The 12,865-nt window shown below is 72.9% G+C and carries 14 protein-coding genes and 2 pseudogenes; 10 read left to right on the top strand and 6 right to left on the bottom strand.

The window, feature by feature from the left end; translation table 11 throughout:
• The 6 genes and pseudogenes from narY to RMN98_RS03475 form a co-directional block, all read left to right on the top strand.
• Positions 1 to 904: pseudogene (narY, locus tag RMN98_RS03500) on the top strand (nitrate reductase subunit beta); the annotation flags it as partial.
• Positions 901 to 1,617: a nitrate reductase molybdenum cofactor assembly chaperone gene (gene narJ / locus RMN98_RS03495; protein ID WP_309647409.1), complete on the top strand. Its 717-nt coding sequence runs from the start codon at positions 901 to 903 to the stop codon at positions 1,615 to 1,617. The pseudogene narY and the gene narJ, both read left to right, overlap by 4 nt.
• Complete coding sequence (gene narI, locus RMN98_RS03490; protein ID WP_309647408.1) at positions 1,614 to 2,330, top strand: respiratory nitrate reductase subunit gamma; 717 nt, start codon at positions 1,614 to 1,616, stop codon at positions 2,328 to 2,330. Before narJ ends, narI begins: the two co-directional genes overlap by 4 nt.
• Complete coding sequence (locus RMN98_RS03485) at positions 2,330 to 2,836, top strand: hemerythrin domain-containing protein (protein WP_309647407.1); 507 nt, start codon at positions 2,330 to 2,332, stop codon at positions 2,834 to 2,836. Before narI ends, RMN98_RS03485 begins: the two co-directional genes overlap by 1 nt.
• 26 nt (positions 2,837 to 2,862) lie before the next feature.
• Positions 2,863 to 3,198, top strand: coding sequence for a cupin domain-containing protein (locus tag RMN98_RS03480; protein WP_309647406.1), 336 nt, complete (start codon positions 2,863 to 2,865; stop codon positions 3,196 to 3,198).
• Positions 3,199 to 3,225: 27 nt separating this feature from the next.
• Entirely contained in the window at positions 3,226 to 3,912 is a 687-nt protein-coding gene (locus RMN98_RS03475) for an isochorismatase family cysteine hydrolase (RefSeq protein ID WP_309647405.1), read from the top strand.
• Here the strand turns inward: RMN98_RS03475 and RMN98_RS03470 are convergent.
• The gene (locus tag RMN98_RS03470) at positions 3,899 to 4,300 is read right to left on the bottom strand and encodes a universal stress protein (protein WP_309647404.1); all 402 of its coding nucleotides are present in this window, start codon (positions 4,298 to 4,300) and stop codon (positions 3,899 to 3,901) included. The two genes, RMN98_RS03475 and RMN98_RS03470, sit on opposite strands and share 14 nt — an antisense overlap.
• 85 nt (positions 4,301 to 4,385) lie before the next feature.
• Between RMN98_RS03470 and RMN98_RS03465 the strand changes: the two genes are divergently transcribed.
• Positions 4,386 to 4,811, top strand: coding sequence for a hypothetical protein (locus RMN98_RS03465; protein ID WP_309647403.1), 426 nt, complete (start codon positions 4,386 to 4,388; stop codon positions 4,809 to 4,811).
• 25 nt (positions 4,812 to 4,836) lie between these two features.
• Here the strand turns inward: RMN98_RS03465 and RMN98_RS03460 are convergent, their stop codons facing one another.
• Positions 4,837 to 6,297: a glutamate-cysteine ligase family protein gene (locus tag RMN98_RS03460; protein WP_309647402.1), complete on the bottom strand. Its 1,461-nt coding sequence runs from the start codon at positions 6,295 to 6,297 to the stop codon at positions 4,837 to 4,839.
• 25 nt (positions 6,298 to 6,322) lie between these two features.
• Positions 6,323 to 7,327 (bottom strand): DUF4192 domain-containing protein, encoded by a 1,005-nt coding sequence (locus RMN98_RS03455; protein ID WP_309647401.1) that lies wholly within the window; start codon positions 7,325 to 7,327, stop codon positions 6,323 to 6,325.
• Between the two features lie 79 nt (positions 7,328 to 7,406).
• On the opposite strand from RMN98_RS03455, the gene RMN98_RS03450 reads away from it, so the two are divergent.
• Positions 7,407 to 8,741, top strand: a complete 1,335-nt coding sequence (locus tag RMN98_RS03450) for a DNA polymerase IV (protein WP_309647400.1) — start codon at positions 7,407 to 7,409, stop codon at positions 8,739 to 8,741.
• A gap of 44 nt (positions 8,742 to 8,785) precedes the next feature.
• Positions 8,786 to 9,790, top strand: coding sequence for a GNAT family N-acetyltransferase (locus RMN98_RS03445; RefSeq protein ID WP_309647399.1), 1,005 nt, complete (start codon positions 8,786 to 8,788; stop codon positions 9,788 to 9,790).
• Here RMN98_RS03445 and RMN98_RS03440 read toward each other — a convergent pair.
• The 3 genes from RMN98_RS03440 to RMN98_RS03430 form a co-directional block, all read right to left on the bottom strand.
• Positions 9,777 to 10,619, bottom strand: coding sequence for a biotin-dependent carboxyltransferase family protein (locus tag RMN98_RS03440; protein ID WP_309647398.1), 843 nt, complete (start codon positions 10,617 to 10,619; stop codon positions 9,777 to 9,779). The genes RMN98_RS03445 and RMN98_RS03440 overlap by 14 nt on opposite strands.
• Positions 10,616 to 11,230: an allophanate hydrolase subunit 1 gene (locus RMN98_RS03435; RefSeq protein ID WP_309647397.1), complete on the bottom strand. Its 615-nt coding sequence runs from the start codon at positions 11,228 to 11,230 to the stop codon at positions 10,616 to 10,618. The genes RMN98_RS03440 and RMN98_RS03435 overlap by 4 nt, the downstream gene beginning before the upstream one ends.
• Positions 11,231 to 11,639: 409 nt before the next feature.
• Positions 11,640 to 12,344: a 5-oxoprolinase subunit PxpA gene (locus tag RMN98_RS03430; RefSeq protein ID WP_309647396.1), complete on the bottom strand. Its 705-nt coding sequence runs from the start codon at positions 12,342 to 12,344 to the stop codon at positions 11,640 to 11,642.
• 50 nt (positions 12,345 to 12,394) lie between these two features.
• Between RMN98_RS03430 and RMN98_RS03425 the strand changes: the two are divergent.
• Positions 12,395 to 12,865: pseudogene (locus RMN98_RS03425) on the top strand (oligopeptidase B); the annotation flags it as partial.

Raw genomic sequence — 12,865 nt, 5'->3', positions numbered from 1 at the left:
CGAGGTCGGGCTGCCCACCGTGTGCGCGGAGACCTGTGTCGGCCGGCTGCGCTACATCGGGCTCGTGCTCTACGACGCCGACAAGGTCCTCGAGGCCGCGTCGACGGAGGACGAGCACGGTCTCTACGAGGCACAGCGCGACGTCTTCCTCGACCCCCACGACCCCGAGGTCGTGCGGGAGGCGGAGAAGGCCGGCATCGCCCGTGACTGGATCGACGCCGCCCAGCGCTCCCCCATCCACGCCCTGATCAACACCTTCAGGGTCGCGCTGCCCCTGCACCCGGAGTACCGCACGATGCCGATGGTCTGGTACATCCCGCCGCTCTCGCCAGTCGTCGACGTCGTCCAGGAGACGGGCGAGGACGCCGAGGACAAGGGCAACCTCTTCGCTGCGATCGACGCGCTGCGGATCCCGGTGGAGTACCTCGCCGAGCTCTTCACCGCCGGCGACGTCGCCCCGGTCGACGCCGTGCTCAAGAAGCTCGCCGCGATGCGCTGCTACATGCGCGACATCACCATGGGCCGCGAGGCCGACGCCTCGATCCCGGCCGCGGTCGGGATGAGCGAGGAGGAGATGTACGACATGTACCGCCTGCTCGCCATCGCCAAGTACGACGAGCGCTACGTCATCCCCTCGGCCCACACCGAGCAGGCTCACTCCCTCGAGGAGCTCGGGACCGAGTGCTCGGTCTCCGCCTACGGTGGCGGCCAGCAGGACCTCTTCGGGGAGGGCTCGGGCGCCCCCACCCCGATCGCGGTCGAGAACTTCCAGATGCTGCAGAGCCGCCAGACCTCCGACTCCCTGGCAGCGCCCGAGGACAAGAGCGGCAGGATCAACCTCCTCAACTGGGACGGCCGGGGCTCGCCGCCCGGGCTCTTCCCACCGAAGGGGGACCCGTCGTGAGCCTCCTCCGCCCGCGGTCCTCGACCCTGGCCCCGCAGCAGCTGACCATCGCGTGGCAGTCGGTCTCGCTGCTGCTCGACTACCCCGACGACGACCTGGTCGAGCGCCTGGGCATCATCCGCGAGGCCGTCCACCAGCTGCCGGCAGCGGTCGGCGACCCCATCCGTGCCTTCGCAGACCACCTGGAGAGGGCATCCCTGCCCGACCTGCAGGCCGAGTACGTCGCCACCTTCGACGACCGGCGTCGCTGCAACCTGTTCCTCACCTACTTCGCGCACGGCGACACCCGCAAGCGCGGGATGGCCCTGCTGCGCTTCAAGCAGACCTACCTCAGCGCCGGCTTCGACCTCGACGACGACTCCTCCCGGGGCGCCGAGCTGCCGGACCACCTCTGTGTCGTCCTCGAGTTCGCCGCCACGGTCGACCACGACCTCGGGCGCGGGCTGATGCTCGACCACCGTGCCGGGCTGGAGCTGCTGCGCCTGTCCCTGGCACAGATGGCGTCACCGTGGGCGGGTCTGCTCGACGCCGTGGCCGCGACGCTTCCCCCGCTGCGCGGCGACGAGCGCGACGCCGTACGCCGCCTGGCCGCCGAGGGCCCACCCGAGGAGGAGGTCGGCCTGGCGCCGTTCGCCGCGCCCCAGTTCAGTCCAGGGGCAGCCGCCCAGCACGTCGCCCTGCCCATGCCCTCCTTCCCGGGAGCGCGCCGATGAACAGCTTCCTCTTCGTGGTCGTCCCCTACGTGTGCCTGACGACCTTCGTGGTCGGTCACCTGTGGCGCTACCGCTACGACAAGTTCGGCTGGACCACGCGCTCCTCCCAGCTCTACGAGAACCGGCTGCTGCGACTGGGCAGCCCGCTGTTCCACTTCGGCATCATCGGCGTCTTCTTCGGCCACGTGATCGGGCTCGGGATCCCCACGTCCTGGACCGAGGCCGTCGGTGTCTCCGAGGGGCTCTACCACTTCTTCGCCGTCTCCATCGGCGCCCTCGCCGGCGCCGCGACCGTCATCGGCATGGCGATCCTGATCTACCGTCGCCGCACGGTCGGCCCGGTGTTCTCGGTGACGACCCGGATGGACAAGGTGATGTACCTCTTCCTCGCCACCGTCATCCTCCTGGGGCTCTTCAACACCGTCGCCGCCAACATCTTCGGCGACTACGACTACCGCGAGGGCGTCTCCGTCTGGTTCCGCGGCCTGTTCCGCTTCGACCTGCACCCCGAGCTCATGGGCGAGGCCCCGCTCGGCTTCCAGCTCCACGGGCTGGTGGCCTTCGCGCTGTTCGCCCTGTGGCCCTTCACCCGGCTCGTCCACGTCTTCAGCGCACCCCTGGGCTACCTCACCCGGCCCTACATCGTCTACCGCAGCCGTGACGAGGGCCTGGGCAGCCACCGCCCCCGGCGGGGCTGGGACCGGGTCGGCTGATGTGTGACTACTGCGGGTGCCGCGGCGTCCAACCCATCGGTGAGCTCATGGACGAGCACGACGCCCTGGGCGTCCAGGCCCACCACGTGCGGGCCGCCCTGGGCGCCGGGGACCACGCCGCGGCGCGCACGCTGCTGCACGCCCTGGTCGAGCACCTCGACCGCCACGTCGACCGCGAGGAGGACGGCATCTTCCGGGCGCTCCGGGCCTCCGGTGACTTCGTCGACGAGGTCGCCGGCCTGGAGGGCGAGCACCGTGACCTGGTGGCCGCGGTGGCCGTGGTCGACGGCCTGGCCCTGGAGGCCTCCTCCTTCGTCGCCACGGTCACCGCCCTGCTGGACGACCTGGACGTGCACATCGAGCGCGAGGAGCTGGGCATCTTCCCGGTCTCGGTCGTCACGCTCGGGGTGAGCGGATGGGCCATCGTCGACGAGGCCCACGACCGGTCGCCGAGCTTCCTCCACGACGAGAGCGTCGCGCAGCCGACCGGCCTGAGCCGGACCTGAGACCCGACACCCAGAACAGAGGAACCATGCAGAAGACCTCGTTGACCGCCCTCGTCCGTCACCACCTGGAGACGGCGCGCAGCGCCTCGAGCGGCCGGAGCGCCCTCACGGTCTACGGAGGGCACGAGCACGTGCTGCGACAGACCCTGATCGCGCTCCGCGCCGGCAGCCTGCTGGACGAGCACGAGAACCCGGGAGAGGCGACGGTGCAGGTGCTCCACGGGCGGGTCACCCTGGTGTCCGGGGACGTGCGCTGGAACGGGTCTCCGGGCGACCTGCTGTTCGTCCCGGATGCGCGGCACTCACTCGAGGCGGTCGAGGACTCCGCGGTGCTCCTGACGGTCGGCAAGTCGCCCGGCTGAGGCGGCGACGTCGCCTAGCCTGGCCCGATGAGCGGACGGCTGCACTCCTGGCACGTCGAGGAGCGCGAGCTCGCCCGCCAGGAGCAGCGCCGAGGGCGACGACACGCCTACGAGCGGCTCGACCCGCGTCGTACGGCGCTGGTGGTGATCGACCTGGTCGACTTCTTCGTCGAGGAGAACGACTACTGCCGCGGCATCGTGCCCCAGGTCAACACGCTGGCCGGCGCGTTGCGGTCAGCGGGTGGCACGGTCGCGTGGGTGCTGCCGAGCACGCGGCTGCGGGTCTCCGAGGAGTTCTACGGTGCCGAGGTCGCCCGTCTCTACGACGCCTCCGGCGGCGAGGGCGCGATGGCCGACCGGCTCTCGTCCTCCCTGGAGGCCGAGCCGGACGACCTGTGGGTGGAGAAGACCGCGACGAGCGCGTTCTTCCCCGGCCACAGCCCCCTGCCGGGGCTGCTCGAGGAGCGTCACGTCGACACGGTGCTGGTCACCGGGACGATCACCAACGTCTGCGTCGAGTCCTCGGTGCGCGACGCCAGCACGCTGGGCTTCCGGGTGGTGCTGGTCGCCGACGGGTGCGCGGCAGTGCGCGACCAGGACCACAACGCGACCCTGCACACGGTCTACCGCTCGTTCGGCGACGTGCGGCCGACCGAAGACCTGCTCGCCCTGATCGAGTCAGGAGCGGTCGCGGAGGGTCTCAGTCGGCCTTGACGGCCAGCACCGGGCAGTGGGCGTCGAGGAGGACGCGCTGCGCGTTGGAGCCGAGGATCAGCTTGCCCACCGGGGTGCGGCGGCGCAGGCCGATGACGATCAGCTCGGCCGAGTTGGCCTCGGCGATGCTGATCAGGTCCTCGGCCGGCTCGAAGCCGCGCACCAGCTGACGGATCTCGAAGGCGACGCCGGCCGCCTCGACCTTGGCACGGACCTTGTCCATGTCGGCGTCGAGCTGGGCCGAGGCCACCGAGTCGAAGCCGGCACCCCCGCGGTGCGAGTTGACGACCACCAGGTCCGAGCCTCGCAGCTGGGCCTCGGCGATCGCCTGGGCGAGAGCTGCGTCACCCTCGGGCTTGGGCACATAACCGACCACGACTTTTCCCATGTCAGGAACCTAGCCCACCATCGCGCGTGGCGGGAGCCTGTGGAGGGCCGCGGCGTGGACGCATCCGATCCGGCACGCTGCCGGTGTGGCCGAAGGACTGCACCCGCCTGTCAGCGCACCGGTGCACCGCGCCCTGCGTCGCGCGGTGCTCGACCACGCCTCCCACGAGCACCGGCGGGTCTTCGCGCCCCTGCTCCACGTCGGCGTCCCGGGCGGCGAGGTGGCGGTGCTGGGCCTGAGCGGCGGCGAGTCCACCGACCACGGGCTGCGCTGCGACCTCGTCGCCGCTCTCCTACGACGGGCCCTCCGCCCCGGGCAGCCTCCGCTGGTGTGGCTCACCCGCTCCGGCGGGTTGGACGTCGAGGACGTCGACCTGGCCTGGTTGGCGGCCGCCCGCGCGGCCTGCGCGGAGGCGGGCCTGCCCCTGACGATGGTCGTCGTCACCCGTCAGGGCTGGCGCGACCCGCGCAGCGGCGTGACCCGCACGTGGCAGCGGCTGCGGGAGCGCTGAGCGCCGACCGAACCCACCGGGCCGCCTACCAGGTGTGGACGGGCTCGTTGGTGTGCATCCGCTCGGCGTACTCCAGGAGCACGGCGCGCAGGGCGTCGTAGCGATCGGCCTCGGGGCGCTGGTGCATCTGGCGGGTGAACCACTCGGCGCCGTTGCGACCGGTCAGGCAGCGCTGCTCGATGATGCCGAGCATCCGGTCGATCTCCTCGGCGGTGGCGCCCCACGACTCGAGGCCCTCCTGGGCCAGCGGCAGCAGCCGGCGCAGCACCAGCTCGGTGGCCTGGACCTGACCGACGCCGGGCCAGTAGATCTGCGCATCGATGCCCTGCTGGGCCGCGACGTGGAAGTTCTCCTCGGCGGCGCTGAAGGACATCTGCGACCACAACGGCCGCTCGCTCTCGGCGAGGGCGCGCACCAGGCCGAAGTAGAACGCGGCGTTGGCGATGGTGTCGGCGACCGTGGGACCGGCCGCGAGCACGCGGTTCTCGACCCGCAGGTGCGGGACGCTGGCGTTGACGTCGTAGACCGGCCTGTTCCAGCGGTAGATGGTGCCGTTGTGCAGGCGCAGCTCCGACAGCCTCGGCGTGCCGCCGCCCTCGAGGACCTCGAGCGGGTCCTCCTGGTCGGTGATGGGCAGCAGCGCCGGGAAGTAGCGCACGTTCTCCTCGAAGAGGTCGAAGACCGTGGTGATCCAGCGCTCGCCGAACCACACGCGCGGGCGGACGCCTTGGGCCTTGAGCTCCTCGCTGCGGGTGTCGGTGGCCTGCTCGAAGAGCGGGATCCGGGTCTCGCGCCACAGCTCCTTGCCGAGGAGGTAGGGCGAGTTGGCCCCGACCGCGAGCTGGATGGACGAGATCGCCTGCGAGGCGTTCCAGTAGGCGGCGAACTGGTCGGGCGAGGTCTGCACGTGGAGCTGGGTGCTGGTGCAGGCCGCCTCGGGCACGATCGAGTCGGCCGTGGTCTGGAGACGCTCCTGTCCGGCGATGGTGATCGTGATGTCCTCACCGCGCGCGTCGAGGATCTGCTCGCTGAGCAACCGGTAGCGCGGGTTGCCGCTGATCGAGTCGAGCCCCATGTGGCCGTCGGCCAGGGTGGGCAGGATGCCGATCATGACCAGGTGCGCACCGACCTCGGTGCACTTGGTCTGGGCGTCGTTGAGACTGCGCCGCAGCGTGTCCTCGAAGGTCGTGAGCCCGCCTTCACGCAGGCGCGCGGGCGGCACGTTGATCTCGATGTTGAACTGGCCGAGCTCGGTCTGGAAGTCGGGGTCGGCGATCGCCTCGAGCGCCTCCGCGTTGCGCAGCGCCGGGTCGCCGAGCTCGTCGACGAGGTTGAGCTCCACCTCGAGGCCGGTCATCGGGTCGTCGGTGTCGAACGCGGCCTCGCGCAGCATCCTCGCGAAGACGTCGAGGTTGCGACGCACCTTCTCGCGGTGACGCGTGCGGTCGGCCCGGGTGAACTCCTGTGCGTCGACCTCTTCTCCCATGTCCGGAGCCTAGACCCAGCCGGGCTCAGGCGGCCTCGCCCAGACCCAGCCGCCAGTCCAGACGGACCACGTCGGCCCAGGTCGAGGGCGGCACCGCGGCCAGGAGCATCTCGGCGAGGGTGGTGGCCAGGCTGTAGTCCGGCTCGGCTGCGAGGGCCACGTCCAGCGCGCACCAGGCCAGCGCGCCGTGCCCGGCCTGCCAGGCCGACCACGCCAGCAGGGTCGCCACGGGGGCGGCCAGCCCCGACGGCGTACGACGCAGCAGGTCGCTCCACCACGCGACGTGCTCGCCGGCGGTGTCGGCCGTGATCGTCAGCCAGGCGGCGTCACGGACCCGCAGCAGCACCAGGCCGCGCAGCAGCCGCGCCACGTCGTCGACCTCCGGCGCGCTCCCCCGCGCCACGAGGTGCTCGACCAGCAGCTCGGTCCACTCCCCTTCCTGCAGGATCACCTCGACCTCGGGCGGGTCGTCACGTCCCCAGCGCACGGGTCGTCGCTCGAGCGCCGCCGCCACCTCGTCGACCCGCGCGGGCACCGGGGCGAGCGTGCGGGCCAGCTCGCCCCGGTCGGCCAGCGTGACCCGGCCGCACAGCACGGCCTGGGCGACGAACGGGTGCGCGCTGACGTCGTAGGGCACGCCGAGCTCGGCGGCCAGCCGGTCGCCGCCGAGCAGCGGGTACCAGCGCCGGCCGTCGGCGCGGAGCGCCTCGAGCACGGCGATGCCGGCGTCACGGAAGCCGTCGCGCAGGCCACGCCAGACCCGACCGGCCATGGCCTCGTCCTCGGAGTAGAGCACCAGGACGACCCGGCGCACGCCGTTGCGCACAGCCGGGTCGACGAGGCAGTCGACGAGCTCCGGCACGTCGTCCCTGCGCTCGGGCAGGTCCACGCGGGCGTGGAAGGGGTGGGTGGCACCGAAGGTCAGCATCGCGACGGAGTCGGTGGGCGTGAAGCCGAGCGTCACCGGCACCATGGCCAGCAGGTCGTCGGGGCAGCGGGCGGTCATCGGGGTCAGGTCGTGAGGTCTCATGGACCACCCGTCCCCCCGACGACCCGGCTCCACCCCTGGCACTTCGCGGCCTGTGGATGGCCGCGGGTACGTTGCGTTGGTGCGCGCCCAGGCCTCGGTCCTCCACCTGGACCTCGACGCCTTCTTCGCGGCCGTCGAGCAACGCGACAAGCCCTCCCTGCGCGGCAAGCCCGTCGTCGTCGGCGGGGTCGGCGGGCGGGGCGTGGTGGCGACCGCGTCCTACGAGGCCCGCCGTTACGGCGTGCGCTCGGCGATGTCGACGCGCGAGGCGCGCTCGCGGTGCCCGCACGCGGCCTTCCTGGGCGGCCGCTTCCCGGCCTACCGCGAGGCCAGCGCCGCGGTCATGGGCTTGCTGCGCTCGGTCTCCCCGCTGGTGGAGCCGCTCTCCCTCGACGAGGCCTTCGTCGACCTCGCCCAGGCCGACCTGCCCGACCTCGAGCTCGCGACCGTGAGTGCCTTCGCCGAGGAGCTGCGCCAGCGGGTCCACGAGGTGACGCACGGGCTGACCGCCTCGGTGGGGCTCGGCACGTCGAAGTTCATCGCCAAGGTGGCCAGCGAGCTCGACAAGCCCGACGGGCTGACCGTCGTGCCGCCCGGCACCGAGCAGGACCTGCTGCGCCCGATGGCCGTCAGCGTCATCCCCGGCGTCGGCCCGGCCACCGACGAGCGGCTGCGCCGGGTCGGCATCCGCACCGTCGCCGACCTCGAGGCGGTGGACCTCGCCGAGCTGGTGCGCCTGGTCGGCAAGGCGCAGGGCTCCGGCCTGTGGCACCTGGCCCGTGCCCTCGACGACCGCCCGGTCGTCTCCGAGCGGGAGGCCAAGTCGGTGAGCGTCGAGGGCACCTACGAGACTGACCTGACCGACCGCCGGCTCATGGAGGGGCTGCTGACCCGGCAGGCCGGGGAGGTCGCGACCCGGCTGCGCAAGCACGGGCTGTCGGGCCGCACGGTGACGATCAAGGTCCGCATGCACGACTTCACGACGGTGAGCCGCTCCAGCACGCTGGGCTCCCCCACCGACGCGACCGCGACGATCGCGCGGCTGGCCCGCGCCCTGCTCGCCGACCTGGACACCTCCGGGGGCGTCCGGCTGCTCGGGGTGGGCGTCTCGGGTCTGGCCGACTGGATCCAGGACGACCTCTTCGGCGAGTCCGACCCCGAGGCGTCGGCCGACGACGACGTGCCGGTGGTCGAGGCGCCCACGTCTCGTCGTACGACGTGGGCGCCGGGGTCGGACGTCGTGCACGCGGAGATGGGCCGCGGCTGGGGGTGGGGCTCGGGGCGCGGGGTGGTCACCGTGCGGTTCGAGACCGCGCAGACCCCGCCGGGGCCGGTGCGGTCCTACGCCATCGACGACCCGGAGCTGGAGCCGTGGCGGCTGCCGGTCCCCGAGGACGACGCGCCCCTCGGCTGAAAACTCGCTCGCGGGGCGGCCCGCGGCAGCCCTAGCCTGCGGTCATGGACCTGCGACCGCTCGACATCCACGACGACGACCTGATGAGCGCCGTCTTCCGCGTCGTCGACCGCGGCACCTCCCTGGGGCGCGAGGAGATGCCGCGGGCCACCGAGCAGGAGTGGGTCGGGGGGGTGCGCGCCCCCGACAGCGGTGAGCGCGCCGTGCACCTCGGCGCCTTCGTCGACGGGGAGGTCGTCGGCGTGGCCACGGCCTACCTCTTCCTCCTCGACAACACCGACAAGGCCTGGTTCGAGGTCGTCGTCGATCCCGACCACCGTCGTTCCGGCATCGGCAGCGCGCTGGTGGCGCGACTGACCGAGGTCGCGACGGCCGACGGCCGCACGCAGCTCACGGGCGGCACCAAGATCCCCTTCGACCGCGTCGAGGACCATCCCTACCGTGCCTTCGCGGAGCACCACGGCTTCGCCCGCTCCAACGTCGAGGTCGTGCGTCACCTCGACCTGCCGGTGCCCGAGGCGAGCCTGAGCGCGTGGGCGGACCAGGCGGCCGCGGCCGCGGCGGACTACCGCATCGAGACCCACGTCGGCTCCTTCCCCGACGAGCACGCGGAGTCGCTGTGCGTGCTGCTCGGCCAGCTCGCCGTCGACGCCCCGACCGGCGACGTCGTCTACGAGGAGGAGGTGATGACCCCCGAGCGGCTCGCCGAGCGCTACGAGATGAGCGCCGCGATGGGGCGCGAGACCTTCGAGACGATCGCGCTGAGCCCGGACGGCGTGGTCGCCGCGCAGTCCACGCTGCAGGTGCCGCTCGACCCCGAGGGCCGCGACGTCTGGCAGTGGGGCACCTTCGTGCACCGCGAGCACCGGGGCCACCGGCTCGGGCTCGCCGTCAAGACCGCCAACCTGCGCGCCGTCCAGGAGCAGCGCCCCCACGTCGCCCGCGTGACGACCCAGAACGGCGAGACCAACGACTTCATGATCTCGATCAACGAGCTGATCGGCTTCCGGCCCGTCGAGGCGTCGATGGAGTTCCTCAGGCGCGTGTGAACCGCACCGTCTCCCCCGGCCGCACCTGCGCGCACTGCCACAGGTCGGCCTCCTCGACCACCGCCAGCACCGGGTAGCCGCCCGTCGGCGGGTGGTCGGCCAGGAACACCACGGGCTGCCCGTCCGGCGGCACCTGCACGGCGCCCAGCACCATCCCCTCGCTGGGCAGCTCGTCGTGACGCACCCGCTCCAGCGGCGGCCCCTGCAGACGCAGGCCGATCCGGTTGCTCGCGCTCCCCACCTCGTACGTCGATCCGCACAAGGTGGTCAGGGCGTGGGGCGCGAACCAGTCGGCCCTCGGCCCGGGATGCACCCGCAGCGCACCGGCGCGGGGCGGCCGTGGGGTGTCGTGCGGGGCCGGTCGACCGAGCACCGGACCGACGGGCAGCCGCGTGCCGGGCTCCACGCGGGGTGGGCCGACCCACGCGAGGGTGTCGGTGGCGCGGGAGCCCAGCACCGGGGCGACCGCGATGCCCCCGCCGACCGCGAGATAGCTGCGGACCCCGCTGCTCGTCGTACCGATGCTGAGGCGGGAGCCGGCGGCCAGCCACTCGGGCCGGGCGTGGCCACGAGGGGCGCCGTCGACGTCGACGGGGCACACCGCGCCGGTGACCGCGACCCACGCCCCGGCATCGGTCGTGACGACCAGGCCACCGAGGGTCACCTCGAGCACGGCCGCGTCCGCGGCGTTGCCCACGAGCCGGTTGGCGAGGGCGGCGGCCGGCCGGTCGAGGGCGCCGGCCCGCGGGACGCCGAGGTGGGCCAGGCCGGGGCGACCGAGGTCCTGCACGGTGGTCAGCGCGCCGGAGGCGAGGACGCGCAGGCTCATGCGCGCACGAACCGCACGCGGGTGCCCGGCGCGAGCAGGGCGGGTCGCTCGCGTTCGGCGTCCCAGAGCACCGCGTCGGTGCGACCCAGCAGGCGCCACCCGCCGGGCGAGGCCGTCGGGTAGACACCGCACCAGGGACCGGCGAGCGCCACGGCACCGGCGGGCACCGCGGCGCGCGGTGAGTCCAGCCGCGGCACGGCCAGCTCCTCGGGCAGCCCGGCCAGGTAGGCGAAGCCCGGCGCGAAGCCGCAGAAGGCGGCCGTGAAGGCGGTGCCGGTGTGCCGGGCGACCACCCCCTCGACGTCGGTGCCCCACCGGTCGGCGACGAGGGCGAGGTCGACGCCGTCGTAGACCACGGGCACCTCGACGACGGGGCCGGGGTCGGCCTCCGGGGCGTCGACCGGACTCTGCGGTGACCAGTGCGCCAACCGCGCCCGCAGGTCGTCGGCAGCCTCGGCCGTCAGGCCGTCGAGCAGCACGGTGCGCGCCGCCGGCACCACGTCGGCCGCAGCGATCCCGACGGTGCGCGCCCAGGTCGCCAGGGCGAGGGCCTCGGACGCGTCGGCGACGTCGGCCAGCAGGGCGCGGGGGCCGACGGGACGCAGGTGCACGGGGCCAGTCTGCCCGGTAGCGTCGACCGCGCCCACCAGGGCGAAATAGGGTGAGGGCCTCTTGGTGGTATGAGCATCAAGAGGCCCTCGGCTTGACCGGAAACGGTGACGCCCGGCCGATCATGACGCGCTCTCCGCCCCCGCCGTCCCCGTCACCGGGCCGACGCCTCGAGATACCTCGCGGTGTGGGTCTTCGAGCCTTGTCCGATCACCAGTCCGTTGCCGACCTTGCGGTCCGCGCCGATCTGGTAGGGAGAGTTCTACGTGCCTGCGGACGGCCCGCGCAAGAGAACGCTGGAGGAAACTCCCACAAACTTCGGTTCCCACAGGCTCCTCCACAGATGGAGGTCGTGAGTGCACAGATTTCGGCGGCTCTCCACAGGATCCGGCCCCACTTGTGGGCGGCCGCTCACAGGCCCCGCAGCACCCAGCCGGCGGCCTCGAGCGCACGTCGTACGCCGTGGGCGTGGGCGACCGCCTCGGGCTCGTCGCCGTGCAGGCACAGCGAGTCGACGCGGGGTGCGAGCGCCAACGCCTGGGCCGTGATCGCGCGGGCGTCGTCGAGCACGGCCCCGGGTCGGTCGCGTCCGACGAGCCGACCGGTCGCGTCGTAGGCGCGGTCGGGGAAGCCCTCGTGCCACACCGCGCGACCGGCGTCGGCCGCGAGCGCGAGCAGCACGCCGTCCATGCCCAGGACCGGCAGCGTCCCCGACCCGGCCAGCACCGCGCCGGCCTGCTCCACGTCGTCGAGCACCCGGTGGTAGAGCGCACCGTGGGGCTTGTCGTAGCGCACCTCGGTCCCCTCCTCGCGGGCGATCGCACCGAGGACGCCGACCTGGTCGGCGACCTGCTCGCGCAGCACCTGGCCCTCCACGTCCGTGCGCCGACGACCGAAGCCCTCGCGGTCGGCGTAGGACACCTGGGCGCCGACCGAGACCCCGCGACGAGCGGCCTCCGCGCACACCGCGCGCATGACGGCGGCGCTCCCGGCGTGGTAGCCGCAGGCGACGTTGGCGCTGGTCACGACCCCCAGCAGGGCGACGTCGTCGGTGACCTCCTCGCCGAGGTCGGCGTTGAGGTCGACGACGCGCTGCTGGTCCCCGGGCTCACCCACGGTGCGACTCTCTCACCACCGTGGTGGAGGGGGTGGATAGCGTTCACGACATGTCACAGCCCGTCGCACCCCTCGCCGCCGCCCGTCCCGTCACCACCGAGCACCACGGACGCACCCGCGTCGACGCCTACGACTGGCTGCGTGACAAGGAGTCGCCGGAGACGGTCGCCTACCTCGAGGCCGAGAACACCTGGACCCAGGACCGCACCGCGCACCTCGCCGACCTGCGCCAGACGCTCTTCGACGAGATCAAGGCCCGCACCCGCGAGACCGACCTCTCGGTGCCGACGCGCAACCGCGACCACTGGTACTACGCGCGCTCCTTCGAGGGGCGCGAGTACGGCGCCAGCTGCCGCGTCCCGGTCACCGGACCCGACGACTGGACCCCGCCGACCCCGGCCGAGGACTCCACGGTCGACGAGCCGGCCCTGCCCGGTGAGGAGGTCCTGCTGGACCTCAACGAGCTGGCCGAGGGCCACGACTTCTTCTCGCTCGGCGGCTCGAGCATGCGCCCCGACGGG

This window comes from Nocardioides sp., from assembly GCF_031397825.1.
In the GTDB taxonomy this organism is placed as follows: domain Bacteria; phylum Actinomycetota; class Actinomycetes; order Propionibacteriales; family Nocardioidaceae; genus Nocardioides.
This window is presented reverse-complemented; position numbering and strand designations above follow the sequence as displayed.

What these genes read in the sequence shown, in the direction of transcription:
- RMN98_RS03440 (WP_309647398.1), bottom strand. Translation starts at nt 10,619, where the DNA reads ATGAGCCTGCGCGTCCTCGCCTCCGGCGCGCTGACCACCGTGCAGGAC.
- RMN98_RS03485 (WP_309647407.1), top strand. Translation starts at nt 2,330, where the DNA reads ATGTGTGACTACTGCGGGTGCCGCGGCGTCCAACCCATCGGTGAGCTC.
- RMN98_RS03475 (WP_309647405.1), top strand. Translation starts at nt 3,226, where the DNA reads ATGAGCGGACGGCTGCACTCCTGGCACGTCGAGGAGCGCGAGCTCGCC.
- RMN98_RS03455 (WP_309647401.1), bottom strand. Translation starts at nt 7,327, where the DNA reads ATGAGACCTCACGACCTGACCCCGATGACCGCCCGCTGCCCCGACGAC.
- narI (WP_309647408.1), top strand. Translation starts at nt 1,614, where the DNA reads ATGAACAGCTTCCTCTTCGTGGTCGTCCCCTACGTGTGCCTGACGACC.
- RMN98_RS03460 (WP_309647402.1), bottom strand. Translation starts at nt 6,297, where the DNA reads ATGGGAGAAGAGGTCGACGCACAGGAGTTCACCCGGGCCGACCGCACG.
- RMN98_RS03445 (WP_309647399.1), top strand. Translation starts at nt 8,786, where the DNA reads ATGGACCTGCGACCGCTCGACATCCACGACGACGACCTGATGAGCGCC.
- RMN98_RS03480 (WP_309647406.1), top strand. Translation starts at nt 2,863, where the DNA reads ATGCAGAAGACCTCGTTGACCGCCCTCGTCCGTCACCACCTGGAGACG.
- RMN98_RS03470 (WP_309647404.1), bottom strand. Translation starts at nt 4,300, where the DNA reads ATGGGAAAAGTCGTGGTCGGTTATGTGCCCAAGCCCGAGGGTGACGCA.